The following is a 26,709-nucleotide window of genomic DNA, read 5'->3' on the forward strand; positions in this document are numbered from 1 at the left end:
TCGAGGGACAAGAACATAGTCCGATTACCGATTAGATGAATATCTAAGTAAACCCAATGCAATTTCATTAAGCTAACAGGCATGATAATTCAATGTTCATATGGAATACAAGGTAATCGATTTGAGGAGGGGTTGCGTGCTTTTTCATTTTAGCGAAGACGCTAGTATCAAAGTATTTATTCCTAAAGAGAAACAAAATCGTCCTGATTTTCCTGCGGTAGTTTGGGCAATTGATGAAGAACATGAGTTTACATACTATTTCCCGAGGGATTGTCCTCGCATTGTGTGTAGGAAAGACGAGGAGACAACGGACCAACATTTGCAACTTTTCTTCAAAAATTCAATTGCTGATACCATAGTTACGGTGGAAAGTGATTGGTATACGAGGATTTCAACACAGACCATTTATAGATATTGCTTTGACGATGATCTGATTCCTCTCCTATGTGATGGAATGCACATTTACTCATTTCGATTCAATATACAAATTGACATGCTGTCATACCCGTACATAGCCATGCATATATATCCCCGAGAATGTAGGTATGGGAGGCGGATGAATGGACGGTAACAAAGCTAACAATCAGGCAAACGGTCGAAGCTGGCAGGGAGGCAATGCTCAATCACAATGGAGTGCTATGCAGTCGTCGGAACACCATTCGCAGACGGTAGGGGAACGGGGACCGATCCTGGAACAGGACAGCATGCTGCATGAAACACTTGAAACCTTTGTCCACGAAAAAATATTAGAGCGTCCGGTCCACGTGAAGGGGTTTGGTGCCTTGGGTTATTTTGAAGCCCTTCACTCGATGGCCGCTTATACGAACCTGTGCTTCTTGCAGCAGCCGGGACAACGGGTACCCGTTACAGTTCGTTTCTCACTTGCGGTCAGCAACAAAGGGTCACCAGATACATCCCGCAACGTGCGTGGATTCTCGACGAAATTTTATACCGAGCTTGGTGTTTTCGACCTGCTCTGTAATCATATCCCTGTGTTCCTCGTACGAGACCCGATCCGGTTCCCTGAGTCAATTCATGCTTTCCTGCCATCACCAGTTAACAATCTCATCGATCCGAATCGATTCTGGGGTTTCATTGCTACAGCGCCAGAGGCAACCCATTTCGTTGTACGTCTGTACTCGGACGAAGGGACGGTCAAGAGCTTCCGTCATACGCCAGGACACAGTGTTAACACCTATGTTTGGAAAAATGCACAGAACGTCCGCTTCTACGTCAAATATCGCTGGATTCCGTTGGCTGGAGAGCAATATATCGATGCGCAAGAAGCAGCTCGTTTGGCCTGCGAGAACCCGGATTATTCGGGTAAAGATCTGTATGACACGATTGCCAAAGGCACACCAGTCCAATACGGGCTGTATGTGCAGTTGATGAACCCACAGGATGAGGCGATGCTGTCGTTCGATCCGCTGGATGACACGAAAGTGTGGGATGTGAATCATTTCCCTCCGCTGCCAGTTGGTCGACTAGTATTGGATACGAACCCTACTAATTATCAGGAGCAGATCGAAAAGCTGGCATTCTCCCCGTCAAATCTTCTGGATGGTGCCGAGCTGTCCGATGATAAAATGCTGCAAGGTCGCAGCAATATTTATTGGGATTCACAGCGGCATCGCCTCGGATCGGATTTCCGCAAAATTCCGATTAACCATCAAGCAAACTGGTCACCGACTGAACAGGTAACGAGCGGGGCAGGTCGCTATGTAGCTGGCCGGCTCGTTCGATCCGATATTCCGAAGGCCGATAATTTCACGCAAGCGGGACAATTCTACCAATCGCTCACACAAGTTCAGCAGGATCATCTTGTTCAGAACCTCGCTGATGACTTATCGGCGGCTTCTCATGAGATTCAGAGGGTTGTGTTAGGCTATTTATTCCAGGCAGATGCAACATTAGCCGATAGGGTAGCGCGTCAGATCGCCGCACCGAAGAAGGGATGATTCACGCAATTACAAGAAGGAGATTGAGGTCAACCAATCCATTCGGTTGGCCTTTTTTGGATCATAGCTTTAGTTGTGGATGGCACTGCAGGATATGTGCTAAAAAATATCGGAAGACAAGAACATGATGACTTTGAAAGTCGTATTCTATGCGGCTTTTTTTGTTTGAAGTTTACAAATTCTTGTCATAACTCAATGACAAGAATTTTTCTCAAGAACTAACATGAGGACACACAACAAAAGAGCCAAATAATTTAAGTACATTGTGCTGATCGATTGTATTTTTAGAAGGGAGCTAAGAACATGGAATGGCCATCAAACGTTAGTTTAATAGAAGACAAGAAGGGAGCCGTTAACGAGATCGGCTGCTTTTGTTCAACTAACAGGCAGTTTAATGCAACTGAAGGAATTCCGGGAAATATGGGGAATTCTATTTTTACCCCCTATGGGAGATATCAGTAAAGTGAGGGAGATACAATGAGTCAAACCGTAAATAAATTTGAAAAAGAAATAACAAAAAGAGTCCGGATGAAATACCTCTTACATTTGCCAGATCATCATGAAAAAGAATCCTCAATTAAGTGGCCTTTAATCTTATTTCTTCACGGGGCAGGTGAACGTGGAGATGATCTGGAGTTGGTAAAAGCACATGGAATTCCTATGATAGCAGAACGCGATCCTTCTTTTCCATTCATTACGATTTCCCCTCAATGCCCGGAGGATTCTTTTTGGAATGCTGAACAAGACGGATTGATGGCATTAGTAGATGAGATTATTGCAAACTATAACGTAGATCCAGATCGGATATACTTGACGGGTCTAAGCATGGGTGGTTATGGGACGTGGCACTTAGCAGCAGAATATCCAGGAAGGTTCGCAGCTATCGCTCCAATATGTGGTGGAGGTAACCCCAACCGGATACATGAACTAATAGGAACACCCACCTGGGCATTCCATGGAGCGAAGGATGATATAGTTCCTATTGCTGAATCAAAAAAAATGGTAGACGCACTTCGCGAAAACGGTGGAAATGTCTCTTTCACAATTTATCCTAAGTCGAATCACAACTCATGGACAGAAACATACGATAATCCGGAATTATATAGCTGGTTTCTAGGTCATTCTTTAATGGTAAGGAAATGAAGTTGTTACACTAACGGAAACTTGCTCGACGGCAGCTCTTTTCGGGTGACAAACACATAGTAACATTAGAAGCCGCTGATTATGTGGCTTTATATATTTATGTTATCAAGTTCTTGTCAAAACACAATTACAAGAACTTGATAACATTCCCGACTGATGCCAAGAACATTGTTACATTCCCGATATGATTTCACGACGGGGTAGACGCCCTTTTATTAAACTAACTGGCAGAATAATATAATGCGTTAAATATAATATTGTAATTATTCTGGAGGATATTTATATGTAGATAGGTGAGTATGATTAATCAATTTAACCCTAGGTCCAGAAGAAATTTCATAGGTCATTCGGTCCTTCCCTATTGGGATCCAGTGTCCACCATCTGTAGGTTCAATTTCAAATGTAATTTCCAATATAAAGCCACGGAAATGATTTACTCTTCTTGTTTCAATCACTTCAATTTTCCAGGGAGCGATAACAGGTGAGATATCACTAAAAATCTTCGGATAATAATAGTTATGCAAATCTTTCTCAATAAAAGGAGAAAGTAAGTTCATAAGCATATCCTGTAACCTAAGCTCTTCAGAGTCTTGAGTTGATTTGTTTGAAGAAAAAGGTTGTTGTTTGAAAACAATTAATACAAACAAGGGGTAGCATAAAAGTGGGTAGGATCCTTTTCATTTTTCAATACACCTCTTAACGACTTCATCTAATTAAATTAATTTATATTGTTACCTTTTCTGAATAAAGTATGTGTTTATTGAATTAACGGGAGATAACAACACACAAAAAGACAGCTGCCGACATAATCGGCAGCCTATTCAGCCAACGGGCAGGATAGTGCGGTAGCAGTTTAAGTATTTGATGGATATATTTGTTAATATAACGGACAAAGGATGAAGGTTTTACCCACCAATCCAATGAATACTTATATAAAAATGAAATTGGAAGGAATTGAATGCTAAGTTCTTTAAATGGTACTTTTCCTACTGATAAAAAAATCTAGTTTTGTTGATGTCGAGGGACAAAAACATAGTCTCATTGAAAGTCGCTATTATAGCGGCTTTTGTGTAGCTTCCCAAAAAAGGTACATTCAAGTAAGCATCAATAAAACTACAAGTTTTGTTGTCGAAGGACAAGAACATGAGCCGATTACCGATTAGATAAGAATCTAACTATGTTTCCATGCAATTTCATTAAGCTAACGGGCAGGATTGCTCAATACAATCATAGCTTATCCAGTAGAATTAACATATAACATGTCAGGTAATTACGTCTAAACGAAAGGTGATTCATATTTATGGTGTTTAATAGTAATAATTCTAAAAAAATCCAAAAAAGTTTGTTTATCGGTATAATCGTTGTTGGTTTAACAACAATTACTGCTTGTATTCCTAAAGAAATAAAACAAACAGAGTTAATAACTGATTATAATCGCCATTTGATTGGAAAAGAAGGAAGTGGCGGTTATATGATATATCGAAACGGGGTATATATTGATTCTAATGGAGTCGAGTACTCACCAGAAGAATTAAAGAATAGAACACGAAATGGTCTTCCTGAGAACCGGATTATCACAAAGATAATGGAAGGAAATTTTATGCCTTCCTCAATATTTGAGTTAGAAACAAAAGAAAAAAACGGAGTATATATTTCCCCTGAGATAATTACTGTAAATGGTTCAATAAGCGTCTTAACAGATACTAATGGAAGGGGGTGGGAACTAAAAGCCGGTGACTATGTAGAATATGTATTTGAAAAGTATAAATCGGAGGTGGTCGAAAATCAAAATATGTTAATTGGTTACGTTAAAGACGGTGTTCTAAATCCATCGCAAGATTTCGATCAATTAAAGGGGAATTACAATTTAACTATTGAGGAATCAGGGCAATATTACTTTTACATAATAAATGCAAGTTCTGATACGATTGCCTTGAAAGAGGGAACATTAAGGCTCACAAAAAATAACTGATAAGGAACAATCCACACAATCATTATCGAGGCGGCCTTATAAAGGCCGGAGCTTTGATTCAAGTAACGGGCAGAATTATGCAACTTCCATTATTTCGTATTTCGCCAATGAAAAAATCCCCTCCGAGTAGACTTTAATGCGCTTTTTACACACTGTCTACTTAAAGGGGATAATATCAACAGTGGGTTATACCCCAAAAGCAAACCACCCTAAATATGAACTGCACCTCCAATGTTAGATGGTGTCTAACAATTGGGGTGCAGTTCATTGGACGGGTGGTCAGGATTTAAGGAATCAGGCTCTTGTTCCCATCTGAGGAAAGGAACTTGATTCCTTTGCTATAAAGACAGAACATACATATGGAACAGGCAGCTCTGTGACAACTTCAGAAAAACAAACGCCTTTTTCCTGTGTTGGGGAAAGGCACTTAAGAGGTGATGTAATCTTCACCTAGCTTCGGTATTCTTTAGAAGAAACTTAATCTTTATTCAAAACTTGACCTAACCAGGTGAACATGCGGTGGTTAGCCAATTTCAATGCTCCAAAATGGCAATGTTCTTCAGCAGAATCTTCTGCAGTAAATTTCATATATGTTTTGGAACACTTTAAAGATTGGAATAATCGTTCAGGTTGTCCTGCAAAGGCATGATCATGCTCAGCTTCGCACACGAGTACCGGGCGTCTTCAGCCAGGTGAGTAGGTCGCCAATTGTCCGACGACAAGAACATGATTGCTTTAATAGTCGCATAATATGCGGCTTTTTTTGTTTGAAGTATATAGGTTTTTGTCGTAACTCAATGACAAGAACTTGGATACTTGGCCGATTAGAAAATTATCTAATAAACTTTAATGGTTGAGTGGAGGGACTCACTTCGCTGTGGCCCCTAATCTATTAATTGAAGTAACCGATGCCTTGTCCAGCCGGGAGCAGGTTGTAATCGAAACTTGTTTGATTCGGATAAGCAAGTGATGTTTGGTTGGCCTTATTAAAGAACGGCAATAATGAAACAACCCTGACCATTTCTGCCCAGGTCTTTCCTTTGACAGAAGGTCTTGGATATGTTGTTGCTCAGGAGAACAGTTAACTGTGGACAAAACCAACAGACAACCTAAAGGGTGAGTGTTCTCTGTCTGGAACCGAGCTGCTTCTTGCAGTCCCAATTCCATGGCTGCTCTCGACGTTATGTTTGTATTTTTGAAAGTTTCCGAAGCATGTCCATACATCGATGTGTACCGATCAATCACTTCGCGGAACAGATCTTCTTTTGACTTAAACGCTGCGTAAAAACTTGCAGATGATATATCTCCCATTGCGGCTTTTAACTGAGCCAGTGAAGTGGATTCAAAACCATATTCCCAGAAAAGAATCATGGCGGCGGCAACCGCCTCGTCACGATTAAATGTACGTGGATGTCCTGTTCGCGGCATAAGATGACCTCCTTTATTAATTTCATACTAATCGGTCCAGAAGTCCTTGACAAGAATTAAGTGCTTGAACATAATATATGGAATGAATGGTATGTAATTCGAATTGGCTGAAGAGAGACAACTTACTTTTACACCATCTTTTCTAAAAAGGATGTGTCGACAGATGATAAACTTTAGAGACAAAGAATATCGGTGTACCTCGGAAATTGTACTCGGCTTAATCAGTGGGAAATGGAAGATATCCATTTTAAACCGCTTGGCAAAAGGTCCAGTACGGTATAATGAGCTGCGACGGGAACTTCCTGAAGCAACCCAACGTATGCTTACGATGCAGCTAAGAATGCTAGAAAGCGACGGACTTATTATTCGCAAGGTTTATCCTGTTTCACCGCCAAAAGTGGAATATTGCTTATCTCAGCTAGGTGAGCAACTTGCCCCTATGCTCATGATGTTATGCGATTTTGGTACCAACTATATCGAAAACTTTCCTGATGAAGTATTGTACACAAATCACAAGAATGCATAAAAGCTACAATCTGCCCATTTACCATTAACCTTGCCTTTGACCGGGCTGCTTTTGATACTCGAAAAGCAGGAGGTACTTTTCCAAATTACCTCCTGCTTTATATGTCTTAATTATATATTTCCTTCGTATTGCTCACGCAGTGCATTATTCTCTTTAATCGTACTGACAGTTGCTTGCTTCAAACGATAGTTGACCCATGCCAACACTGCCGCGAGTACGGCCACAATCCCACCAGACCAGGAAAGATCAATAAGCTTCATGTTCGTAGTGACAAATCCACCCAAAGCGGATCCGATCGCAATGCCAACATTGTTGGCAACGGAGGTTAAGGATGAAGCCAAATCTCTTGCCTCCGGAACATGCTCATCAGCAAAATCAATGAAGTACAACTGCATCGTCGAGTTCATAAGATAAACAACAAGAGCCATGAATGAGATGCTGACAAGTCCCCCAACAAGAGAGCCGGAAGTAAAATAAAGTGACACCAAGATGACAGCTTGAGCCAGAAGCACATAGCGAATTTTTCTCATCCCGTCTCCGATAGCCAGCTTTCCTCCGATTAGCGTGCTGAAAATAGACACAACACCATACAGTAAAAAGATGAGACTAATATAACGAGCCGGAACAAAAAGCACATCCTGAAGCAAAGGAGCTAAATACGTATAGATGCTATAAGTAGCTGCTATACTTAACATCATAATGGCGAAAGCAAGCACAATTCTGGGGTAAGCGAGCAATCTGAGTTGTTTTGTGAGTGAACTGTGTTTTCCTTTTAGTCCTCTAGGAATGGTTGCGATGCTTGCTATCAAAGAAATGATTCCCAACAATGTGGTAAACAAGTAGGCCAAATGCCACCCGCCCCATTGTCCGATAAAAGTGCCAAGGGGTACGCCAAGGACGCTCGCCACAGTGAAACCAGTAAAGATGATGGAGATCACCGGCCCTCTTTTTTCCGGAGGCATGACTTCACTTGCCACTGACATCGCGAGTGCAATCAAGACGCCGGTAACTACGGCCGTGATTATTCTGGACACCAGAAGCAGGCCATATGATCCTGATAAAGCCGTGACGATATTCCCAACAATAAATATGCTGAGCAAGACAAGGATGAGCGGGAATTTGGAAAATCGGCTGAATAATGCTGTGAAGACCGGGGTACCAATAGCAAAGGTAAGCGCAAAAGCCGTCACCAGAAAGCCTGCAGTCGATATGGCGATTTTCATATCTGTGGCAACTTCAGATAATAATCCGACCATCAAAAACTCACTGGTCCCCAGAATAAAGGTCAATAAAAATAAATTCATTGTCAAAAACTTTTGTTGTCTGGTCAATATAGATTCTCCCTTTCTATACAAAATGGATGGCGGATTTCATTTCATCGACTTACATTACTAGAAATTGCGTACCGAAGCCTTTGCCGGAAACATAAGCCGCTTCCAGTTCCTCCTGATCTCCTTTATCCAATAAAACTACATTCTCGGGATAGAGTTTGCCTAGTAAAGCCCATAGGACAAGTTCGTTTTTTCCAGTCGGAATGAAATGGATGCCATCTGCATTGGTGACCAATCCGGAATGCGAGAGAATGTCTTCAGCAGGGTGCCAGTTGATGTATTCTCGTTTTATAAATTCGCTCCCGGCATAGCTGCTTCTTTGTGGCCGATATAAAAAGCGCTGCCCCCTAAAAAGTTGACCAAGATCTACTGCAAACTCGTTGCCTTTCATCTCCAAACTGAACTGTAGGGTCGTTCGATCTGTACTGGTATTTGGAAGCAACCGGGCAATAGATGGTTCATAGTAATCCTCCCCATATTCAGGAAGCAATTCGTCGTCTACCGGTGTTCCTTTTCCTGCCTCTTTACGGGGCGCGGAATAATAATCATCATATTCATAATCGAAGGAGACCGCGGCCAAACCTTCTGCATCTTCTACCTGTATCGTTTGTACGGGATGCCATCTCAGGAGATAACGGGATGCCGTACGGGCAGACTCACCCAAACCAGCCGGCAAAACGGTACCTAGACGATATTGGAAGCCGTAACCGACTTTTTCCAACCCTGAACTAACCACACTTTGTGCATACTGGATGATCGATTTATGTGTCAATTTTTTCTTGAACAGTTGCGTTAAGAATACTTCTCGGGATGGCTCCAGAAAACGCAATCCTTTGAATTCCCTATATTCCTTGACTTCAAACGGAACCTCTTCCCAATTGGCAAATGGCAACAAGGCATCCCGAAGTAAAACGAATTGGTGTAAGTATTCATTATAAATCTGCATAATCCTTGGTCCGCTGAATGGTCCCCAAACCTGAGCAGTGGCTTCCGGGGTCAGCGGATGACCATAACAGTGGCTTCGAAATTCCAGTTCACTAAGCGTTTCTGACCCATACTCAGCCAATGTCTTTTTCTCAGCATTGATCTCTCTGGCCCAGCTTACCAATTGTTCTCCGATACGTACCGCTTGAGCTCTAATCTCTATACCAGCATGATCTTCAAGTTCCAATGATTTTAAGGGCAAAGAAGACAAGCGTCCGGAAATCGCCAAATTGGCTAACAGGCTATCTAAGAGTACTGTCGGATCGCTGTTCACTGGTTCGCCCAGCTGAACCAGCATAGCCTCAAGCATTTTATCGAGTTCGATAACAATCTCTTTTGCTCGATATACGCCTGCGGGCAAATTCCAATCCATGTTCGAGTTTGCGCCCTGTCTGATGGAGTTGACTGGCTTGTTGTCAATGAGCCGCTCAATATCTATGGTTTCTCCCCAAACGATCTTCTTCTCTTTCAAAATAAGTTGATATTCCTTCATTTCTTAGCACCTCACCTATGGTTTTTTTAACGACCGTGTGTCGCTCAATCAATTATGGATCGATCGTTCTGTATGTAAGGTTATCACCCTTACTAATTGGTGAAAAGTAGGCACTTTTTTGTGGGAACGGAACATTTTTGTGGGGTGGGATACATTTTGATACTAGAAATGGAGGTGATACAAAGACCGGCTCTGCATGTACCAATGTTGTCTTGAGAGGAAAGAAGGGCGGGAAAGATTTTTGAGCAAATGATGTGAAGTCAAATTTAGATACTATGTAATAAATCAAATCAAGGAACCATCATTGAACTAACGGGAGACGATAGGTCAATATAGCCTTATGAATGAAGCCGGCTTTTTACCGCCTGTCTTTGCTTAGCTTCGGCTAGATAAAGGTTAATCTCATTAGTAAATATGGTAATTACAGAAAGTCTCAATCTATGAGACTTTTTATATCGTTTAATGAGAGACTAGCTAAATTAATCCTCGATTTAGCTAGTCTTTTTTCTGGCAGAAATGTGGAGAGGTAAATTTGTAAATTGTCGGGGGACAAGAGTATGGTCCCATTGAAAGTCGCTATTTTAGCGGCTTTTTTTGTTTGTTTTATCGGTACAAGTTCTTGTCCCGAGTTGAGGACAAAACTTGTACCGATTACCGATTAGATAAGTGTCTAACTGGGTTTTCCATGCAATTTCATTATGCTAACGGGCAGGATAGTTGAAATAACACACATTAATAAGCAGGCGCTGATGCCTGCTTATTCTATTAATCAAAGTAACAATGTATATTAAGATAAAGTGATAAATAAAATTGTTGAGACAGATCAGCAGAAAAAAGAGTAACAATGATGGAGTATTTTCGTCATACTTGTGTCGCGATCCGTTGTGAAAATATTCGAAAATGCATTCAGAAAGTTAATGAACAACTGCTTAAACATGTGATCGCGCATGAACTGGCCCACTACAAACGAAAGGATACGATCTGGAATATGGTCGGCAGTCTGTATTTTCATTTAATGATAGAGCTAGGGATAACATGGTTCTACTGTAAAAAAAAGGAACGGCTATTGAATGGCATCAACTAAATATGATAGAGTAGATAACTAAAGTGTAATGTGTTTGATTGCAAATCGATTAATATAATTCCGAAAAGAGTGGTAAGCATGAAGTCATATATTAATTGGAGATATACGATCACCATCTACAAAAAAGTGATGAAAGGAGCGTGATAAATTAAAAAGAAAAAGGAGCAGAACGAAATGATACAAAACAGAAAAGCAACTGTTAATGACTATGATATGATAATAAATCTTTGGGAAAGATCGGTAATGGCCACTCATCATTTTTTGAGTTTCAAGGATAAAGAGGAAATCAAAAAAGAATTACCCATGTATTTTCCTCATCTTGATGTACGTCTTTGGTATACCGAAGACTCTATCATTGGTTTTACCGCCATCAATGAAAATCACTTGGAAGCACTATTTCTCGATCCCGATAAAATTGGCAAAGGGTATGGGAAACAAATTATGCAAATATGCATCAATGGTTTTGGGATCACGTCCGTTGATGTGAATAAACAAAATGAGAATGCGACAAGGTTTTACTTAAAAAGTGGTTTCAGAATAACCGGTGAAGATTTGACGGATGGAGCAGGCCGCCCTTACCCCATTTTACATTTGAAATACAATGAACAGCAGAAGTAATTCTTCTGTCCAGGCTGTCGAGAAATCGACAGCCTTCTAAATAACTATTGAATATCTTTTATGACAGCACACAAATGTTTAATGTTTTGCGAAACATAACGTTACATAACTATTACTGTGATTCAACAATTCTGTTAGAGGAACATCGATGGAATGATGGTTGGTGGAACAAAAAATCAAACGCGCAAAGTCAACTCGAACAAAAAAGCATTACTCTAATCATTAAGAAATGATTTTTGTTTAGTTGAACCATTACGCTAATGGGAAACGATAGCTTATTCAAAATAAGAAGGCAGCAGATCATTGTGATCGGCTGCCTTTGTTAAACTAACGGGCAGGGGAGTTGAATAACAGAACGTTCTGGGATAATCATGATCTAGACTTGTTTTTTTGGAAGTTCCAGTAGAATCAAAATGATTCAATCCTTTGCGACAGGAAATCAAGAACTACTTGATTGAATTCTTGAGGTGCCTCGACAAAGGGGAGGTGGCCACAGTCTTGCATGGTTACTTTAGATGATCGTTCTATTCTTATATGTAAAGTTTCCGCAGCCTGTTTGTTAAATGGATGGTCTTGATCAGAAATTATAATAAGAGTCGGTATAATGATCTCGTGTAATCTAATATAAGCAACTGGTTTAACAGCAACTGAGAGGCTCGGAGTAAATCTGCAGAAGTTGTTCGAGTTCTTAATATTATGGATCACCTTCGTTCGAGCTGCTTCTTTCCTTTGGGAAGGGAAGACGTACTCCCAGAAACGATTCGTTATGAATGACTCTATGGCTTTCCTGCGTCCTTTCAAACGGAGATTGATATAATTTTTTGTTCCTTGCCACATCATATTCATAGGATAAGAATTGCCGTTAATCGAGGGTGCCACTAGGATAAGAGCTTTGACTAGATGCCGATAAGCAAGAGCAAAGTCTATAGCAATGCCGCCACCCATGGAGGAACCTACTAAAGTTACATTATGAAGTTTCAAGGTATCAATCAGTGCTTTTAAATCATCTACATTGGAGAAGGAGGAGGTGGGTGTACTGGAAAGACCGTATCCCCTTAAATCATATCGAATCAATTTGTAATGTGCGGAAAAAGAGTCGATTTGTTCATTCCAAATTTGATGATCGTTAAAATTTCCATGTATCAGAACAACAGCGTCACCTTTCCCGGAAACTGCATAATAAAGCCGTCCATCATCTACGTTTAATTTGCCTTCTATCATAACATGAACCTCCAACACTTACTTCATCATAAAAAATCGGCATTATGAAGGTTATCTTCTACAATGGATCTTAGTACTTCGGAAACGGAATAATCCCCTCTGTGACAGTAGCGGTCGATTTCCTCCCAACATTCCTGCGGTAAGGTTAATGAGATTTTCCGAGTTGTGCCTATAGGCTTGCGACCTGCTCCTTTTCGCTTACCTCCTCTATTACCAGTTGAGCAATCTCCATTTTCTATACCTATTAATCTCCTCATCTTCATCACCCTACTTCATGATTCCACAATAATGCTAGACAGTCAATTTATGCTACCTTAATCAAATGTCAAGGAATCAGCTCATTTATCTAATGACGTTAGTTCAATAAATGACAAGTAGGCAGTATTAACGAGTTCGGCTGCCTTTGTTCAATTAACGCTGACTATAATGTAACGGAAATTTTATGGAATTAACTAAAAAAGACAAACAAGAACTTATATTCATAGCCGATTAGACGATTGTCTCATGTGAATTCACTTTCCTGACACCAATCTTAATAGGGGGAATGAATGTGGAAGGTGTACATCTGAAATGCTTCAAAGAATTACTAGAGTTGAGACGAAAGTAGACAATATGGATGAGAAGTTAGATAGAGCGATTCTTGCCGATGAGACTGTAGTGGAGGCACTGCAATCTGCAAATTCAGCTCACCATAGGTTGGACAAATAGTACAGGCTGCCGGGTTGGGGAAGTGGAAAAATTAAATATCGAAGACCTTAACTGGGAACTGTTCTGCCATTGTAAATGGCAAAGGTCAAAACAAAGATAGGACATCTATATTATTGGGATAAGTTCATTTTGGGAATCATGTCCCATATATGAAAGAGGGTGCAAACTTGAACGCTTTCCCTGATCATGACTTACATAATAGAGAAGCCATCGAATACATAAGTGTTTTTAAAACAACAGGTTCTTTAATAGATGAGTTTGTCCTGAATAGAAGACTATTAATTGAAGCGATATCTGGAATCGACAGTAATGCTAAGTTCACAATTGGTTCTGGGAAACGTCAATTTACAGTTGATAAATACTTGAAGATATTCATTGACCACGATATCCATCACCTTAAACAAATGAATGAGCGACTAAGCTAACGGGACACGTTAGTTCAATAGAAGACAAGAAGGCTGCCGTTAACAAGATTGGCTGCCTTTGTTGAGCTAACGGGCAGAATTGTTTAATTTACCATCCTTCGTTAAATTAAATTTGTATTCGGTCAGGCCAGGACTGTGCACATTAGCAATCCATGAGAAACCGGACATGCTGTTGGATGATAAAATGTAGACATAAAGGAGGCTGCATATGGAACGTGTAATCTTGATGATGAATGTGCGAGAAAACCAGGGAGGAGAGTCAGTCGCATGGCAAAGATCGTTTTCGCATTGAACCAGTCTCTGGACGGATTCGTCGACCACGACCACACGGCATTTCAGCCCGACCCCGTGCTATTCCGTCATTTCATCGACGACGTGCGCGGCCTAGCGGGCATCCTGTACGGGCGCCGCATGTACGAGACCATGCGGTATTGGGACGGAGACCATTTTGAATGGGATGCGCCGGAACGGGAATACGCAGCGGCGTGGCAAAGCAAACCGAAGTGGGTGGTGTCGAGGACGTTAAAGTCCGTCGGTCCGAACGCTTCTCTGATCGAGGGCGACCTCGCAGCGGCCATACGTGGGCTAAAGGCTCAGCATGAAGGGGAGATTGAAGTTGCCGGGCCGGAGTTGGCCCACAGTCTAACGGAGCTCGGTCTAGTTGATGAGTATCGACTCTATCTCCATCCAGTCGTGCTGGGTCACGGCAAGCCGTTCTTCGCCGGTCCGCGGCCGCCGCTGCGCCTCGTGGCAAGCGATCGAATTGGCGAGAAGGTGATAAGGTTGACCTACGTTCCAGCTTAGTTGTGCGTTTGACCCAGCGGCCTAAAGGGCATGTTACTTTAATAGGGATTCTCCGGCTGTAGCGGCAGTCAGAGGATCCCTTATTCTTTAAAATTTGTTCAGTTATGCGAAATGACATAGTTATTTATGGAATTGACGATTGACCTAACGGGAAACGTTAGTTGAATAAAGATGAGAAGGATGAACTCCCATTTACTGTCTTCTATATTTGCGGTGGATTATACTATCGTATTTTTGTTATTTTAAACGTGAACAAAAAGATTTGGAAGACAAAAAAGAACGCTGTCGTAACGCGTACAGCGATTACGATCGTAATTCCATGGAACGATTCTTTAAAGGGGCAACTCGCCTTGCAGATGTGATCCCGGTCAGCGAGAGAGAGCGAATCCAATTCACTCAGGATACTTTGGAATTTGTTCGTAGGGAAGATACTGCTTATACTCTCATCTATGATTTAGAAAAAATGCAAATTCATTTCACAACAAGTATTTATCCAGATATGAAGACAGTACGGATTGGTGCGTTGGATTTTTCTTCAGATGCAGCGCCGCTGGCGCTGAACCTTCAAAAGCCCGCTGTCTCCTATATCAACTACAACGTGGATATGAACCGTAGGGTTGCAGAATCGTTTTTCAGGGACCCGGTTTTGACGAAAACATTTGGTTGGAGAATTACAGATGATATGATTGATTTTTTTGCGTCATTTCCAGATAAATTTCTGAACATACTAGATTTTTAACATCATAAATGAGGGGGACTCTTGGAAGTTGATGACCGACCGAAAAAAAAGGTACTTTCAAGATCCAAAAAAGAGGTTTCAACTTAAAATTGTTGAACTAACGGGTAACGATAAAATAACTTTCCATCCACTGGAAACGTTTTAATCAATCAAAAGTTTAACAGAGAAAGATGCAAAGACTTTCTTGAATCTTATATATGCACTTTTAAAAGATAATGAAAGTCCGAGCGAACATTTGATTTCAAATGTGTTATCCATTTTTGAGAAACAATTACCGAGAGTGGCTAAAGCAAGACAGAATAAAAACTAGTCATCATGCTGCTACAAAACGCTGTGAAGATAAAATAATGGAATTTGAACAACGGATATTGGAATACCCCTTGATCCCTCGACCCGCATAACGGGTGGTTTGATGTTACTTACTAAAAATATCGCCATTCGTTAGTTCAATATCTATGTACCTTGTGCAAAAATGTCTATATTCAATGTCTTTAACACTTCAATAGCTTCTATCACTGGTAATTTGGGAAACATAAACTCTTCTGATAGCACTGCTTTTATTTCCTCTGATGAGGATAAGGTTTTAACATTTATTTCACCATTAGAATAACGTATACCGAACTTATTATTTACTAAAGATACACTTCTTTGTTTATAGGTCTGATATAGTTGGCATCTTAAGATAGTCATAAATGGGGCGTTAGGTTTATTAGATTTTTCTATAACATCATTAAAATCACTAACTTTAGCTTCTTTTCGAGAGTTGAAGCGCCATGTTTTTCCGTTTTGTTTACCGTTAGTGTAGCGGACATATTTATACCTGTTTATTTGTATCTCTTCTGGTAAAATATACACTTCATCTTTACCAAAATCAGAGATATTCTTTAAATCATTCTCAAAACGTACTGGCTTGAAAAAGGGAGCCGCAGCACCACAATCAACGTAAAAACGTTCATTATCCATTTTAACTATAATGCCCATATGCTCCTCTCCAAGCATAACATGATAACAATCAAACCCTATCTCTCGTAACAAAATCATTAGGTTGGAGTTTAAAGTATAACAAGTCCCTCCGAAGTTGTATTCGCTAAAATTCTTAGTAAATAACTCAAATGAAGGTAGCTCAAAATTACTATAATTATTATCTCTAAAATAGAGTAATTTGCTGATATTCTCAAAGGGAAAAGTATTTAATTGTGCATGACAAATTTGTTCTAAATAATTATATGATGGCTTCTCTAAATCTAAATTCAAATAATCCAGATATTTAATTCTACTATCAGTTATATTTGGCAATCCAAATTACCTCCCAAAAATTTTTATTGTCAAATCTATATCAACCTAAATTATCCTGCCTCATTAATTCAATAAAAATTGGTATCTTCTTATTGAAGAATACTGACAATTCCCTCCTTATTTTAACATTTTACCTGAGTATTCAGGTTAACTTTCCGCGGTGGAACTATAATATTGATCAAATTTGCATAAGAGTAATTAACGGAAGTTTTAGACTGCATGAAGGTAATCATCGACTCATTACATTACAGAATTTAACTTTGAAAAATATAATCTTATTATTTGGGACGATCATTCATATGGAAACATAATAAATCATTTAAAGAATTGCGGTATTGATATGAAATGATAGACATTATTGGAATGCTATTGATGTCGAGAGACAAGGGATCGTGCGATGAATCACCGAAAAACTGATCTCAAAGGGGAAGGAGGTGAAAGCGCTTTGGTTAGCAATGAAATCCTTTCGCAAGCAAGTAGAGCTTTCGATTTGATATTCATTCCATACAGTTTGTAAGTAACTCCACTAACGAAGTCTACAAATACATTAAAGACAGTAAGGCCTATTTTCTACGGTTGTCACCAAAACCGGCTGAATATGAAAATGACGATTCAGGCTGAAGTTCAATGGGTTCGTTACTTAGCTGAAAACGGTGTTCGCACCTCATTGCCAATTCAAACAATAGAAGGCAACATGACGAAAGTATGCATAGATCGTGAACAATGTTTTATTGCCGTTGTTTTTGAAGGAGTTCCTGTAAAGTTCTTTGATCGTGAACCAGAGTTATGGGGTTCGGGTTTGTTTAGTTAATGGGGCGCGACTATGGGGGCCATCCATAGTTTATCAAGATCATATGATCCAGGTGATCGAAAGTTCATAAGGAAGGAATGGAAGCCAGCAGAAATAAATAATCCTTATTTACACAACAGGTTAGATTATGAATGGATCCGACTAATTCCTTTGTTAATGGATTATAGAAATATTGGGTCTTTCTTTTGGTGGCTTAGCAATTGGGATGGGAATGAAGATAATCTGTCAGAATTTCAAAAGAAAGCTATTATTGATGCGGTTCATTTGATTGAAAGAGATATGCCGTTTGACGGATGCAATTTTGAATTATAGCAGTTATGAGGCGAATTCATAGACGTCCGGAGGCATCATTTAACACGTTGTTCACGGTGCAATCGCCTCTCGGTCCAGCCGGAGTAGGCAGTTGATTCGGAGATTACAGTAGCGAGTAAGCAGAATCAGCCGGATATATCCGCTCCGACTAAGTGCATCGCGGAAAGGATATTTTTCCAAATTTATTGAACATATATTCCTAACGATTATTGCGAGGAGTGGCAAAGTGAATCTTCCTGTATGTTATGAGAATGAGAAGTTTGAGCCAATATACAACTATATACATCAAGCACAACAGGAATTTGGAGCATCAGCATCATCAGTAATGGTTATACAAAATGACCGAATCGTATTTGAACGGTATCATGGGTTCCATCACCACAAAAAGGGAGCTCTTTCCGCATCAGATCAATCCCAATTCAATATTTATTCGACGCGAAAGACCTATGTTTGCTTAGCTATGGCGATGGCTGCTTTGGAAAACAACATCGATTTAAGTACACCTGTATACAAAATTATCAATGAACTAGGCAAAATAGAACTTGGAGAAATTACATTATGCGATCTGGCAACCGCTACTGGACCTAAGTATTTTGGAAAGGAGCAATTTGAACGCGAAGGTGTGCAAGGCTTTGTTGTAAAGGCACTGACTGGCAAAGTTATATCCCAATATCTACGTGAAAAGATCCTTAACCCATTAGAGATGAAAGGAACCGAATGGGCCAGCATACCACATCAGAATTTAGTATCTGATTACACTACTTCAGATAACTTTGCCATGGTTAGACTGGAATCAACCGATGGACATGAACGAAACTTGTATTCGAGTACGAGAGATTTGGCCATATGGGGATATTTACACCTAAATAACGGAATCATCAATGGCACTCAACTCATTATCGGAGAATTGTTTGAACTTACGGAAAAGTTAAAAAATCAATTTCAAACTAAGCGCATACTCGGTTGGTACCATCAACCTGATTGGTACTATGCTACAGGGGCAGCAGGGTGCCACTGCGTCATCCTGCCTCAGTTTAATACGGTTGGCATTCGAATGTTAAATAAATATACTGACGATTATAGAGACGACCAGTTTGCATTTAACAGTTTGTTGTTACAATGTCTAACTGAGTAACTAAGGAATGGTTAAACTAACGGGCAGATTAGTTCAATCAAGCCACTCTAATTTTTGAACACTTAACCTTAAGTTTACGTATAAAGGAAAAGAAGTCGAGGGGAGTGGGAAATGATGAAAGTGGTCATTATCGTTATTGTATTTGGACTGATATTTGCAGCATGTAGTAGTTCAGATGAAACAAGTAAAATCATCACTGATTTCATAACCAAACCAACGATTAATACAGTAACCAAACATGAGTTAAATTCCGGGCAGGTCATCTACAATCATAACTATGACAACATGGATCGTGGGAATCATGATTTAGAAGGTCAGGTTGTGATTGATTTGAAGTATTACAATGAACATGCGATTAGTCGCGGTGATATCGTATACTTTACAAATCCTGAAACTAAAAAGAATCTTGGTGAGTACAGTATTTCTAGAGTAATCGGGTTACCTGGTGAAAAAGTAAAGATTGAAAAAGGACAAATCTATATTAACGGGAAATTGCTTGATGCTTTTTACGGAAGAGCACATCGACTGGGTGCTGATCTCGATAGTTTGAAAAAAGCTTTAGAGCGTGTTGACTTAGAAGATTACATACGAAAAAACATTGAAAACAATGTGGATTATTTTCAACAACTGAGCATGGAGGAAATCGAGATCCCCGAAGACAGCGCTTATCTTGTAGGCGATGATTGGTTACGCGGCAATGATAGCAAATTGTTCGGCCCATTACCCACAGATAAAATTGAGGGGAAAGTGGTGGGGGTGATCGGCAGCCCGTAAAGCTAACGGGACACGATAGCATAACGATTAATCAAATTGCGGCAGAAGCGAATGTCAATCGAGGAACGGTGTATCTGCATTTCGATGCCGTATCCGCCATCCGTCATGGTTGAACAATTTTGGAATTTGCTGAACCGAGTTGTCGAAGGACACGAACATCGTTCCATTGGAAGTCGCTAATTTGGCGGCTTTTTTTGTGTTTTCTTATGTTTGAGAGGATAGGAGGTGATAATTGATATGTCAAATTAGGTTATTAGGAAACTTTGTCGAGGGACAAGAACATATTCCCATTGAAGTCGCTATTAGAGCGTTTTTTTATCCGATCTACAGCAAAGGCCGAGGAGTATTGGAGAACGTTTCCGGATATTTATTGTTAAAAAGGGGATTAACAGTAGAGTCTTACTGGAGCAAGTGTTCCCGACATATGAGCAGGTATTCTACAATGTGTTTTCGGCAACGTCATTGACGGTACTGGCCCGTTGTTTAGAAGGAGATGCCGAAGATTGGAACGAAGTCATTCAAGGAAGCGCAGGAAGATCCCACTCCAAACGTTGGGCAAATGAAAAAGCTAGGAAACTGGAGGAAGTGTTGGATCACTGGAAAGAAGCTCGGCGTAGTCCGTCTCAAAGCAAGGCATTGCCCGGGATGGTATCTTTATTGCTGACAATGATCCGGCAGCTGGACGAGTTGAAAAAGCAAATGGAGGACATGGCGGCAAATCTGCCCGAAGTTGAACTTGTGAAAAGCATTCCGGGAATCGGAACGAAACTGGCCGCAGCCATTGTAGCTGAAGTGTGTGATGTCAAGCAGTTTAGCGATGCAAAGCAACTCGTGGCGTATGCGGGTCTTGACCCAGGGATTTTCAGTTCAGGGAAGTTTACAGCAAAAAAACTAATCATCATGCTGCTACAAAACGCTGTGAAGATATTGAATTTGAACAACAACGGATAATGTTTGGGGAAAGTGGTGGGGGTGATCGGTAGCCCGTTAAGACTAATCATGTGACACAATCTTGTCGAGGGACAAGAACATGGTCCCATTGATAATCGCTATTTTAGCGACTTTTTGGTTTTATCGGTACAAGTTCTTGTCCCGAGTCAAGGACAAGAACTTGTACCGATTGCCGTAAAGGACAAAAACATGATCCGATTACCGATTAGATAAGTATCTAAATATGCTACCATGCAATTTCATTGATCATCAATTTTACGCTGGAAGAAACAACATGTGTGGAAGAAGCCCTGAAAAAGACGAATCTGTCCCACTATATTTTCTGCTCGTTTATTTGGGCGCATGGAAAAGCAACTACAATGCCGGTCATTGAAGAACAGTCTAAATTCCCATTAGAGGAATATGGGATTCAGAAAGCGAAAAGCGAGGAATACCTGCATAACCTTTTACCGACAGGAGAGTTTCCCGGAGACCGTTATCATGCCAGGCCAGATTTCAGGTCCAGGGTGGGTAATTATGAATCCAACGGCCAATCATGATTACTGGATATTTGACAAGATTAGGCGCGGACAAGAAATTGCGCTTCCGAATTTTGGTATGGAGACCTTGCATCATGTACATGCAGACGATGTGTCGCAGGTTTTCTTTAAAGCCATCACGCGTCGGAAAGCAGCCTTAGGCGAGAGTTTCCATGCAGTAGGCGCAGAATCGATTACTTTGCTGGGGTATGCGCAAGCGATGTACCGTTATTTCGGGCAGGAGGAAAACATCAAATTTCTTCCGTGGGACGAATGGTGCAGCTATACCAACGACAAGGAATATATTGATCATACCTACTATCACATCGTCCGAAGCGGTTATTTTAGTATTGAAAAAGGAAAACGCCTGCTTGAATATTATCCAAGACATACGCTTTTGAAAACTGTGGAAGAAAGTGTTGCCTATATGGTTGAACAGAAGTGGTTTGAAATGTAAGTGTATGATGGGGTCTATTGTCGGATATCAATTCCTAAGTGTGGTGGGGAACAAACAATTGTTCAATTAGTTGAATGGAGAGGCAATAAAATAAAGGAGCAGTCTACCAGTGATACTTGCTTTGACAGTATCAACTCAAGCATCATTTCCACTTGTTCTTCCAAGACATTTGGAGGGTATGGCATCTCATTTACACTACGCTGGCGAGTATTGGGATGATACGAGTAATATGTCGGGTGACAAAAACCTAGTAACATTAGAAGCCGTGGATTATGCGGCTTTTTATATTTATGTTTTCAAGTTCTTGTCAAAACACAATGACAAGAACAATTGTTACATTCCCGATATGATTTCATCGACGGCGGTAGACGCCCTTATATTAAACTAACGGGCAGTTTAGTGGTACAGCAAATAAGTGAAACCGTTTTAACTGGAACTTATAACTTGTCCCCAGCGTCATATTATTTAGAACAATATTATAGAGGAGGACTTAATGAAAAAACAATATGTGTTGATATTGATTATGATTTTAACTTTGGTCGGATGCAATATTAAATCAATTTCGCTTACTGGGGAGAGTGAAAGTTGGAGTGGCGAATACACAGCAAACATCACTGGAGATAAGGAAAGTGGAAAGTTCATTTTTGGTTATAAAAATGCAACGGGCAAAGAACTAAATAATTTAGAAATTACCATTAATGATGGGAAACAAGTACTTAAAGAGGGGAACTACAAAGGAGCAATAATTGAAATGCCTTCTAGTTGTTCAGGCTGTGCAGTAACGAACGAAACTATGCCTATTAAAGTAGAAATTAAATGGGATGACAAAGAAGAAACTTTTCACTTAAAAACAAAAGACCAATAGAGAAATCAAAGGATCCTTTATAGTCATATTTATCCTTGGGACGAATCGAAGGGATTGAAGTCGGAGACTATGACGAGAACTTGTACCGATTGCCGTAATGGACAAGTATCTAACTATATTTCCATGCAATTTCATTAAGTTAACGGTCAGGATAGTTATAGCAATTCATGAGAAACCGGGCATGCTGTTGGATGATACAATATACATAGAGGAGGATGCATATGGAACGTGTAATCCTGATGATGAATGTGCGAGAAAACCAGGGAGGAGAGTCAGTCGCATGGCAAAGATTGTTTTTGCGTTGAACCAGTCTCTGGACGGGTTCGTCGACCATATGGCATTTCAGCCCGACCCCGTGCTATTCCGTCATTTCATCGAAGACGTGCGCGGTCTGACGGGTATCCTGTACGGGCGCCGCATGTACGAGACCATGCGATATTGGGATGGAGACCATTTTGAATGGGATGCGCCGGAAAGGGAATACGCAGCGGCGTGGCAAAGCAAACCGAAGTGGGTAGTGTCGAGGACGTTAAAGTCCGTCGGTCCGAACGCTTCTCTGATCGAGGGTGACCTCGCAGCGGCCATACGTGGGCTAAAGGCTCAGCATGAAGGGAAGATTGAAGTTGCCGGGCCGGAGTTGGCCCACAGTCTAACGGAGCTCGGTCTAGTTGATGAGTATCGACTCTATCTCCATCCAGTCGTGCTGGGTCACGGCAAGCCATTCTTCGGCGGTCCGCGGCCGCCGCTGCACCTCGTGGCAAGCGATCGAATTGGCGAGCAGGTGATCAAGTTGACCTACGTTCCAGCTTAGTTTTGCGGTTGACCCAGCGACCTAAAGGGGCGAAAGTTCAATAAAACAGCGTAGTAAGTGCTGCATAAATTGCAAGACGACAAGAACATACTCGCTTAATAGGCATTTCGGAAACGTGGATTGTTCTTATCTTTATATTAATCACCTGTAACAGAAGAAGGGGGCGCATCTGTTGCTCGCCCGGCCTTAAATCCGGAAGCGAGCAGCAGGACCAAAAATCCCACGGCGACGCCCCACAAAATCAAGGCGTTTGAGCCAACTGCGTCCAGTCCGCCGAAGTACATTACTTCCCGTAACCCTCCTGCCGCGAACCGCAGTGGCGTCCACGAATAGATCCATTCTCGCGTCGTCTGCGACAAGAACTCCGGAGCCATGTTCAACAGCGGTATGGAGAAGAACATCAGAAGTACGAGCAGCGGTATTGCCCGGAATCCGATCCAATTTAGCAAGGAAGATTGCAACAAGAAGAACGCCGATCCAGCCAACCATAAGAACAACCACGTCTCCCCCGCGTTCGCCAGTTCCATGCCGTACCACGACGAAGCCATCCATATGGTGAAGCACGAGGCTATGCCGACGATCGCAAGCCCCCCGATAGCTTGCAGCGCGCTGACGGTCCATCTCCTTGAACCCGCGGCGACCGCCTTCTGGCTAGCCAGGAACAAGACGACTCCGGTCACCATGCTGCCGATCCAAATAATCTGGGTAAACAAACCCGGCGCATTCCCCGACGCATTATTCGCTCCCGGTGGATGCACGACTTCCTCCTGAACGTTCACCGGTGTCATTAAATCTTTAGCCGATTGAACTGGAATCTGCTCCGTTTGCTGTCCGATCTGCCCAAGCAGCTGCTGCAACAGTTCCCCGTTGATCATTTTCAACGCTTGTCCCATTGCCTGTCTTACGACCATCGAGGCTTGGGTGTTCATACCCTCGTTGGAGATGATTTTCACATTAGGGTGAATCGGCGAGTGAGTTGCTAACGAGAGTAAACCGCTGCTCAGATCCGCCGGAATCACCATCGCTCCGTAATATTCGCGTTTATCCAGTCCTTCCCGAGCCTTTTGCTCGGAATCCACGACATGCCAGACGAAGGGCATTGCCGGGTTCGACAACAACTTATCCTGGATCATTTCCCCTACCGCAAACGTTCCTCCAGTCGACATCTCCGTCGGCTGGTCCAGGATAACGAGGGCCACCGGGAGCTCCTTTGGCTTCGATCCTAGCACCGATCCCATCATCGCTAACCCGAATACGGTCAACACGATCAGGACGAGCACCATTCCCAGCCACATCATTTTTTGTGTCAGCATTTTCATGATCCTTTACTCCTCATTTCTTTATAATGAACAGATTGTTGATTATCAACCGCAATGTTCATTTGTGAAAGGTTCACCATAAATATGGCTGCACCACACGGTCACTTCATTGCAATGAATAAAAATAGCGTTGCAGCAACGCTTCTGTATCCATTTGATTACACGATTTATCACTCAAGTACATTCGTGAAGCGAAAGACATCACCGTACTTAAATTCGGCGATGTCTTTCTTCCGATTCAGTTACACAAACTTCAAAATCTACTGTTTGAATTTTTTCGTTTTTCTGCCGGCAGTATGGCCTCGATTACGTCCCAATGCTCAGCGATCTTTCCATCCTCTACGCGGAACAAATCGTAGAAAGCAGTATGTTGACCATCAAATAGACCTTCACTTACTGTAAGAACAAAATTGCCTTGTCCGATTACTTGATGGACATGAGTATATTCAAACTCAATATTTTTCTCCTTCAGAGCCTGCAAAGCAGCGTGAAGACCGGAAAGACCGTCTGCAATATGCGGACTATGCTGAATGTAGTTATCTCCATCAAAGTAAGAGGCAAGCAGGTCAGGGTTCTTCCCGAGCAAGATGTTCTCAACATAGCTTTTGACAAATGCTTTGTTGGCATCCGTCTTGTCGATATCCTTAATCGTAATCGGTCCGTCAATCATCGTATGTTTGCTTGGTGTCTTCTCCACCATCTCTTGCAAATTGTCCCAATGTTCAACGATTAGTCCATTCTCAAAACGGAAGATATCATATACGATTTTAGGGCCGTGAAAATCATATACAGAATGAAGAGCAACATAATTTCCGTCGACTAAAATCCGCTTAATGCTTACCTTAGTACCAATCTCCTTTAAATGATCAAGTGCGCCAAGCATGGCTTCACGACCATCGAGTAAGGCCTGATTGTGCTGAATATATTGATCTGGATGAACGTAAGCCGTAATCGCTTCGGGGTTGCCGCTCTCAAAACTTTCCAGTACGGCGACTGCCTTACGAACAAGCTCATTTTGATGATTGGATGTCATTGAAATATCCTCCTTGGATTTTTTTAGTCATTAGATAAATAATGAACAATATGTTGTTTATTTATCTAATGCTCATTATAATAGAGGTTAATATAACGCTCAATATTCAATATTTTTAGTTTTGAAGTATAACAGACAACTCATAAAACTTTGTCGCTTAACTACCTAAAAATAATTTAGGGGGAACGAAAACAATGAACAAGAAAACCGACCTAAGAATACTGCGCACGAAACAATCGATTCGAAAAGCGTTTTATGAGCTTATTCGGGAAAAGGGATATGAAGCGATAACGATCCAGGATATTGCCGATCGGGCTATGATCAATCGAAACACTTTTTATCTCCACTACCAAAATAAACCTGATTTATTAGATACATGTATGAATGAATTGTTGAGTGAATTAAAGGATGCGGTCGTTCTTTGTCCCATCAGCATGAATCCTTTCAGTATTTCTCTACTCGAAACAGTCATGCAAACGGTACTGAAACATATTTCCCTAAATATGACCTTTTATCATTCCATGTTAATTGAAGAGAATAGAATCTATCAGTTTCAAGCGAAAATGGAGAATATCATTAAAGAGAAATTAATGGAGGGGTGGAAACCTGCTCAGGGAAACTCCCCATTAGCGATATCCAAGGAATTGCTGCTCGAATACCTCGGATCGTCTTTCATGGGGATTGTAATTTGGTGGATTAAAAACGATAAGCCCCTTCCTGCAGATGAAGTTTCATCTCAGTTTAGTAGAATCGTTGCCTACGGGCATTTAAGAGCTGCCGGCATCGCCGTCGAGGAATAAAATTAGCGAGGGTAGAAGGAGCATGTTCAGCGCTGGGACGTCTTTTTTAGAACCATGGTAACTTTCTAAGTTGGAGGTTTTTGATCCTGCCGATAAGGCCATTGCAACGCCGATTTATATTGAAGAGGTCTATTTTAATGACATACCATCAAAACTAAGATAGCCATAACGTAGAGGGATTTAAGGAATCAAG

At 41.2% G+C, this 26,709-nt stretch carries 27 protein-coding genes and 1 pseudogene; 20 read left to right on the plus strand and 8 right to left on the minus strand.

Features of this window, described 5'->3' with window-relative positions:
- The first annotated feature begins 100 nt into the window (after window positions 1–100).
- The 3 genes from AB4124_RS17835 to AB4124_RS17845 all read left to right on the plus strand — a co-directional run bounded on the left by AB4124_RS17835 (window position 101) and on the right by AB4124_RS17845 (window position 3,101).
- A complete protein-coding gene (locus AB4124_RS17835) occupies window positions 101–571 on the plus strand; it encodes a DUF6886 family protein (protein ID WP_441973695.1) in 471 nt (156 codons plus the stop codon).
- Complete coding sequence (locus tag AB4124_RS17840) at window positions 561–1,958, plus strand: catalase (RefSeq protein WP_441973696.1); 1,398 nt, start codon at window positions 561–563, stop codon at window positions 1,956–1,958. The genes AB4124_RS17835 and AB4124_RS17840 overlap by 11 nt, the downstream gene beginning before the upstream one ends.
- A gap of 477 nt (window positions 1,959–2,435) precedes the next feature.
- Complete coding sequence (locus AB4124_RS17845) at window positions 2,436–3,101, plus strand: prolyl oligopeptidase family serine peptidase (RefSeq protein ID WP_430107943.1); 666 nt, start codon at window positions 2,436–2,438, stop codon at window positions 3,099–3,101.
- A gap of 263 nt (window positions 3,102–3,364) precedes the next feature.
- Here the strand turns inward: AB4124_RS17845 and AB4124_RS17850 are convergent.
- Window positions 3,365–3,782, minus strand: a pseudogene (locus tag AB4124_RS17850) (DUF3888 domain-containing protein).
- A 619-nt stretch (window positions 3,783–4,401) separates the two neighbouring features.
- On the opposite strand from AB4124_RS17850, the gene AB4124_RS17855 reads away from it, so the two are divergent.
- Window positions 4,402–5,073, plus strand: a complete 672-nt coding sequence (locus AB4124_RS17855; protein ID WP_441973697.1) for a hypothetical protein — start codon at window positions 4,402–4,404, stop codon at window positions 5,071–5,073.
- Window positions 5,074–5,940: 867 nt separating this feature from the next.
- On the opposite strand, the gene AB4124_RS17860 is transcribed toward AB4124_RS17855, so the two are convergent.
- Window positions 5,941–6,501 carry a TetR/AcrR family transcriptional regulator gene (locus AB4124_RS17860; RefSeq protein ID WP_441973698.1) on the minus strand — a complete coding sequence of 187 codons (561 nt, stop codon included), beginning with the start codon at window positions 6,499–6,501 and terminating at the stop codon, window positions 5,941–5,943.
- Between the two features lie 163 nt (window positions 6,502–6,664).
- Here AB4124_RS17860 and AB4124_RS17865 point away from each other — a divergent pair, with 163 nt between their 5' ends.
- Window positions 6,665–7,027, plus strand: coding sequence for a winged helix-turn-helix transcriptional regulator (locus tag AB4124_RS17865; protein ID WP_379405546.1), 363 nt, complete (start codon window positions 6,665–6,667; stop codon window positions 7,025–7,027).
- A gap of 110 nt (window positions 7,028–7,137) precedes the next feature.
- Here the strand turns inward: AB4124_RS17865 and AB4124_RS17870 are convergent, their stop codons facing one another.
- Both AB4124_RS17870 and AB4124_RS17875 read right to left on the minus strand, forming a co-directional pair.
- Window positions 7,138–8,358, minus strand: coding sequence for an MFS transporter (locus AB4124_RS17870; protein ID WP_441973699.1), 1,221 nt, complete (start codon window positions 8,356–8,358; stop codon window positions 7,138–7,140).
- 52 nt (window positions 8,359–8,410) lie between these two features.
- Window positions 8,411–9,835, minus strand: a complete 1,425-nt coding sequence (locus AB4124_RS17875) for a hypothetical protein (protein ID WP_441973700.1) — start codon at window positions 9,833–9,835, stop codon at window positions 8,411–8,413.
- 847 nt (window positions 9,836–10,682) lie between these two features.
- Here AB4124_RS17875 and AB4124_RS17880 point away from each other — a divergent pair.
- Entirely contained in the window at window positions 10,683–10,919 is a 237-nt protein-coding gene (locus AB4124_RS17880) for a M48 family metalloprotease (RefSeq protein WP_441973827.1), read from the plus strand.
- A 174-nt stretch (window positions 10,920–11,093) separates the two neighbouring features.
- Complete coding sequence (locus AB4124_RS17885) at window positions 11,094–11,537, plus strand: GNAT family N-acetyltransferase (RefSeq protein WP_430200514.1); 444 nt, start codon at window positions 11,094–11,096, stop codon at window positions 11,535–11,537.
- Between the two features lie 408 nt (window positions 11,538–11,945).
- On the opposite strand, the gene AB4124_RS17890 is transcribed toward AB4124_RS17885, so the two are convergent.
- Window positions 11,946–12,758, minus strand: a complete 813-nt coding sequence (locus AB4124_RS17890) for an alpha/beta fold hydrolase (protein WP_441973701.1) — start codon at window positions 12,756–12,758, stop codon at window positions 11,946–11,948.
- An 875-nt stretch (window positions 12,759–13,633) separates the two neighbouring features.
- Between AB4124_RS17890 and AB4124_RS17895 the strand changes: the two genes are divergently transcribed.
- The 3 genes from AB4124_RS17895 (at window position 13,634) to AB4124_RS17905 (ending at window position 15,434) form a co-directional block, all read left to right on the plus strand.
- Window positions 13,634–13,891: a hypothetical protein gene (locus AB4124_RS17895; RefSeq protein ID WP_441973702.1), complete on the plus strand. Its 258-nt coding sequence runs from the start codon at window positions 13,634–13,636 to the stop codon at window positions 13,889–13,891.
- A gap of 267 nt (window positions 13,892–14,158) precedes the next feature.
- Window positions 14,159–14,695 carry a dihydrofolate reductase family protein gene (locus AB4124_RS17900; protein WP_076323574.1) on the plus strand — a complete coding sequence of 179 codons (537 nt, stop codon included), beginning with the start codon at window positions 14,159–14,161 and terminating at the stop codon, window positions 14,693–14,695.
- A 262-nt stretch (window positions 14,696–14,957) separates the two neighbouring features.
- Complete coding sequence (locus AB4124_RS17905) at window positions 14,958–15,434, plus strand: hypothetical protein (RefSeq protein WP_441973703.1); 477 nt, start codon at window positions 14,958–14,960, stop codon at window positions 15,432–15,434.
- Between the two features lie 453 nt (window positions 15,435–15,887).
- On the opposite strand, the gene AB4124_RS17910 is transcribed toward AB4124_RS17905, so the two are convergent.
- Window positions 15,888–16,730 carry an arylamine N-acetyltransferase gene (locus AB4124_RS17910; protein ID WP_441973704.1) on the minus strand — a complete coding sequence of 281 codons (843 nt, stop codon included), beginning with the start codon at window positions 16,728–16,730 and terminating at the stop codon, window positions 15,888–15,890.
- A gap of 598 nt (window positions 16,731–17,328) precedes the next feature.
- Between AB4124_RS17910 and AB4124_RS17915 the strand changes: the two genes are divergently transcribed.
- From AB4124_RS17915 to AB4124_RS17955, 9 genes are all read left to right on the plus strand, one after another.
- Window positions 17,329–17,541, plus strand: a complete 213-nt coding sequence (locus AB4124_RS17915; protein WP_441973705.1) for a hypothetical protein — start codon at window positions 17,329–17,331, stop codon at window positions 17,539–17,541.
- A 12-nt stretch (window positions 17,542–17,553) separates the two neighbouring features.
- Window positions 17,554–17,853: a hypothetical protein gene (locus AB4124_RS17920; RefSeq protein WP_441973706.1), complete on the plus strand. Its 300-nt coding sequence runs from the start codon at window positions 17,554–17,556 to the stop codon at window positions 17,851–17,853.
- Between the two features lie 226 nt (window positions 17,854–18,079).
- Entirely contained in the window at window positions 18,080–18,988 is a 909-nt protein-coding gene (locus AB4124_RS17925) for a serine hydrolase domain-containing protein (protein WP_441973707.1), read from the plus strand.
- A 111-nt stretch (window positions 18,989–19,099) separates the two neighbouring features.
- A complete protein-coding gene (gene lepB, locus AB4124_RS17930) occupies window positions 19,100–19,762 on the plus strand; it encodes a signal peptidase I (protein ID WP_441973708.1) in 663 nt (220 codons plus the stop codon).
- A gap of 35 nt (window positions 19,763–19,797) precedes the next feature.
- Window positions 19,798–19,875 carry a hypothetical protein gene (locus AB4124_RS17935; RefSeq protein WP_441973828.1) on the plus strand — a complete coding sequence of 26 codons (78 nt, stop codon included), beginning with the start codon at window positions 19,798–19,800 and terminating at the stop codon, window positions 19,873–19,875.
- 298 nt (window positions 19,876–20,173) lie between these two features.
- A complete protein-coding gene (locus AB4124_RS17940; protein ID WP_441973709.1) occupies window positions 20,174–20,713 on the plus strand; it encodes a transposase in 540 nt (179 codons plus the stop codon).
- A 480-nt stretch (window positions 20,714–21,193) separates the two neighbouring features.
- On the plus strand, window positions 21,194–21,688 hold the full coding sequence (locus AB4124_RS17945) for an NAD-dependent epimerase/dehydratase family protein (RefSeq protein ID WP_441973710.1): 495 nt from the start codon (window positions 21,194–21,196) through the stop codon (window positions 21,686–21,688).
- A gap of 493 nt (window positions 21,689–22,181) precedes the next feature.
- Window positions 22,182–22,553, plus strand: coding sequence for a hypothetical protein (locus AB4124_RS17950; protein WP_430107897.1), 372 nt, complete (start codon window positions 22,182–22,184; stop codon window positions 22,551–22,553).
- A 280-nt stretch (window positions 22,554–22,833) separates the two neighbouring features.
- Window positions 22,834–23,364: a dihydrofolate reductase family protein gene (locus AB4124_RS17955; protein WP_441973829.1), complete on the plus strand. Its 531-nt coding sequence runs from the start codon at window positions 22,834–22,836 to the stop codon at window positions 23,362–23,364.
- A 137-nt stretch (window positions 23,365–23,501) separates the two neighbouring features.
- On the opposite strand, the gene AB4124_RS17960 is transcribed toward AB4124_RS17955, so the two are convergent.
- Window positions 23,502–24,683, minus strand: coding sequence for a YhgE/Pip domain-containing protein (locus AB4124_RS17960; protein WP_441973711.1), 1,182 nt, complete (start codon window positions 24,681–24,683; stop codon window positions 23,502–23,504).
- Between the two features lie 253 nt (window positions 24,684–24,936).
- Complete coding sequence (locus AB4124_RS17965) at window positions 24,937–25,716, minus strand: nuclear transport factor 2 family protein (protein ID WP_430107891.1); 780 nt, start codon at window positions 25,714–25,716, stop codon at window positions 24,937–24,939.
- 194 nt (window positions 25,717–25,910) lie between these two features.
- Between AB4124_RS17965 and AB4124_RS17970 the strand changes: the two genes are divergently transcribed.
- A complete protein-coding gene (locus AB4124_RS17970; RefSeq protein ID WP_430107890.1) occupies window positions 25,911–26,516 on the plus strand; it encodes a TetR/AcrR family transcriptional regulator in 606 nt (201 codons plus the stop codon).
- The last annotated feature ends 193 nt before the right edge of the window (window positions 26,517–26,709 follow it).

The organism is Paenibacillus sp. 2KB_20 (assembly GCF_052115765.1).
GTDB lineage: Bacteria > Bacillota > Bacilli > Paenibacillales > Paenibacillaceae > Paenibacillus_AQ.

Bases quoted from the DNA above. Each gene is read 5' to 3' on its own strand.
- AB4124_RS17945 (WP_441973710.1), top strand. From the start codon at position 21,194: ATGCCAGGCCAGATTTCAGGTCCAGGGTGGGTAATTATGAATCCAACG.
- AB4124_RS17855 (WP_441973697.1), top strand. From the start codon at position 4,402: ATGGTGTTTAATAGTAATAATTCTAAAAAAATCCAAAAAAGTTTGTTT.
- AB4124_RS17960 (WP_441973711.1), bottom strand. From the start codon at position 24,683: ATGAAAATGCTGACACAAAAAATGATGTGGCTGGGAATGGTGCTCGTC.
- AB4124_RS17915 (WP_441973705.1), top strand. From the start codon at position 17,329: ATGAAAATGACGATTCAGGCTGAAGTTCAATGGGTTCGTTACTTAGCT.
- AB4124_RS17970 (WP_430107890.1), top strand. From the start codon at position 25,911: ATGAACAAGAAAACCGACCTAAGAATACTGCGCACGAAACAATCGATT.
- AB4124_RS17955 (WP_441973829.1), top strand. From the start codon at position 22,834: ATGGCAAAGATTGTTTTTGCGTTGAACCAGTCTCTGGACGGGTTCGTC.
- AB4124_RS17920 (WP_441973706.1), top strand. From the start codon at position 17,554: ATGGGGGCCATCCATAGTTTATCAAGATCATATGATCCAGGTGATCGA.
- AB4124_RS17950 (WP_430107897.1), top strand. From the start codon at position 22,182: ATGAAAAAACAATATGTGTTGATATTGATTATGATTTTAACTTTGGTC.
- AB4124_RS17885 (WP_430200514.1), top strand. From the start codon at position 11,094: ATGATACAAAACAGAAAAGCAACTGTTAATGACTATGATATGATAATA.
- AB4124_RS17860 (WP_441973698.1), bottom strand. From the start codon at position 6,501: ATGCCGCGAACAGGACATCCACGTACATTTAATCGTGACGAGGCGGTT.
- AB4124_RS17875 (WP_441973700.1), bottom strand. From the start codon at position 9,835: ATGAAGGAATATCAACTTATTTTGAAAGAGAAGAAGATCGTTTGGGGA.
- AB4124_RS17835 (WP_441973695.1), top strand. From the start codon at position 101: ATGGAATACAAGGTAATCGATTTGAGGAGGGGTTGCGTGCTTTTTCAT.
- AB4124_RS17880 (WP_441973827.1), top strand. From the start codon at position 10,683: ATGGAGTATTTTCGTCATACTTGTGTCGCGATCCGTTGTGAAAATATT.
- AB4124_RS17845 (WP_430107943.1), top strand. From the start codon at position 2,436: ATGAGTCAAACCGTAAATAAATTTGAAAAAGAAATAACAAAAAGAGTC.
- AB4124_RS17890 (WP_441973701.1), bottom strand. From the start codon at position 12,758: ATGATAGAAGGCAAATTAAACGTAGATGATGGACGGCTTTATTATGCA.
- AB4124_RS17900 (WP_076323574.1), top strand. From the start codon at position 14,159: ATGGCAAAGATCGTTTTCGCATTGAACCAGTCTCTGGACGGATTCGTC.
- AB4124_RS17965 (WP_430107891.1), bottom strand. From the start codon at position 25,716: ATGACATCCAATCATCAAAATGAGCTTGTTCGTAAGGCAGTCGCCGTA.
- AB4124_RS17840 (WP_441973696.1), top strand. From the start codon at position 561: ATGGACGGTAACAAAGCTAACAATCAGGCAAACGGTCGAAGCTGGCAG.
- lepB (WP_441973708.1), top strand. From the start codon at position 19,100: ATGATGAAAGTGGTCATTATCGTTATTGTATTTGGACTGATATTTGCA.
- AB4124_RS17865 (WP_379405546.1), top strand. From the start codon at position 6,665: ATGATAAACTTTAGAGACAAAGAATATCGGTGTACCTCGGAAATTGTA.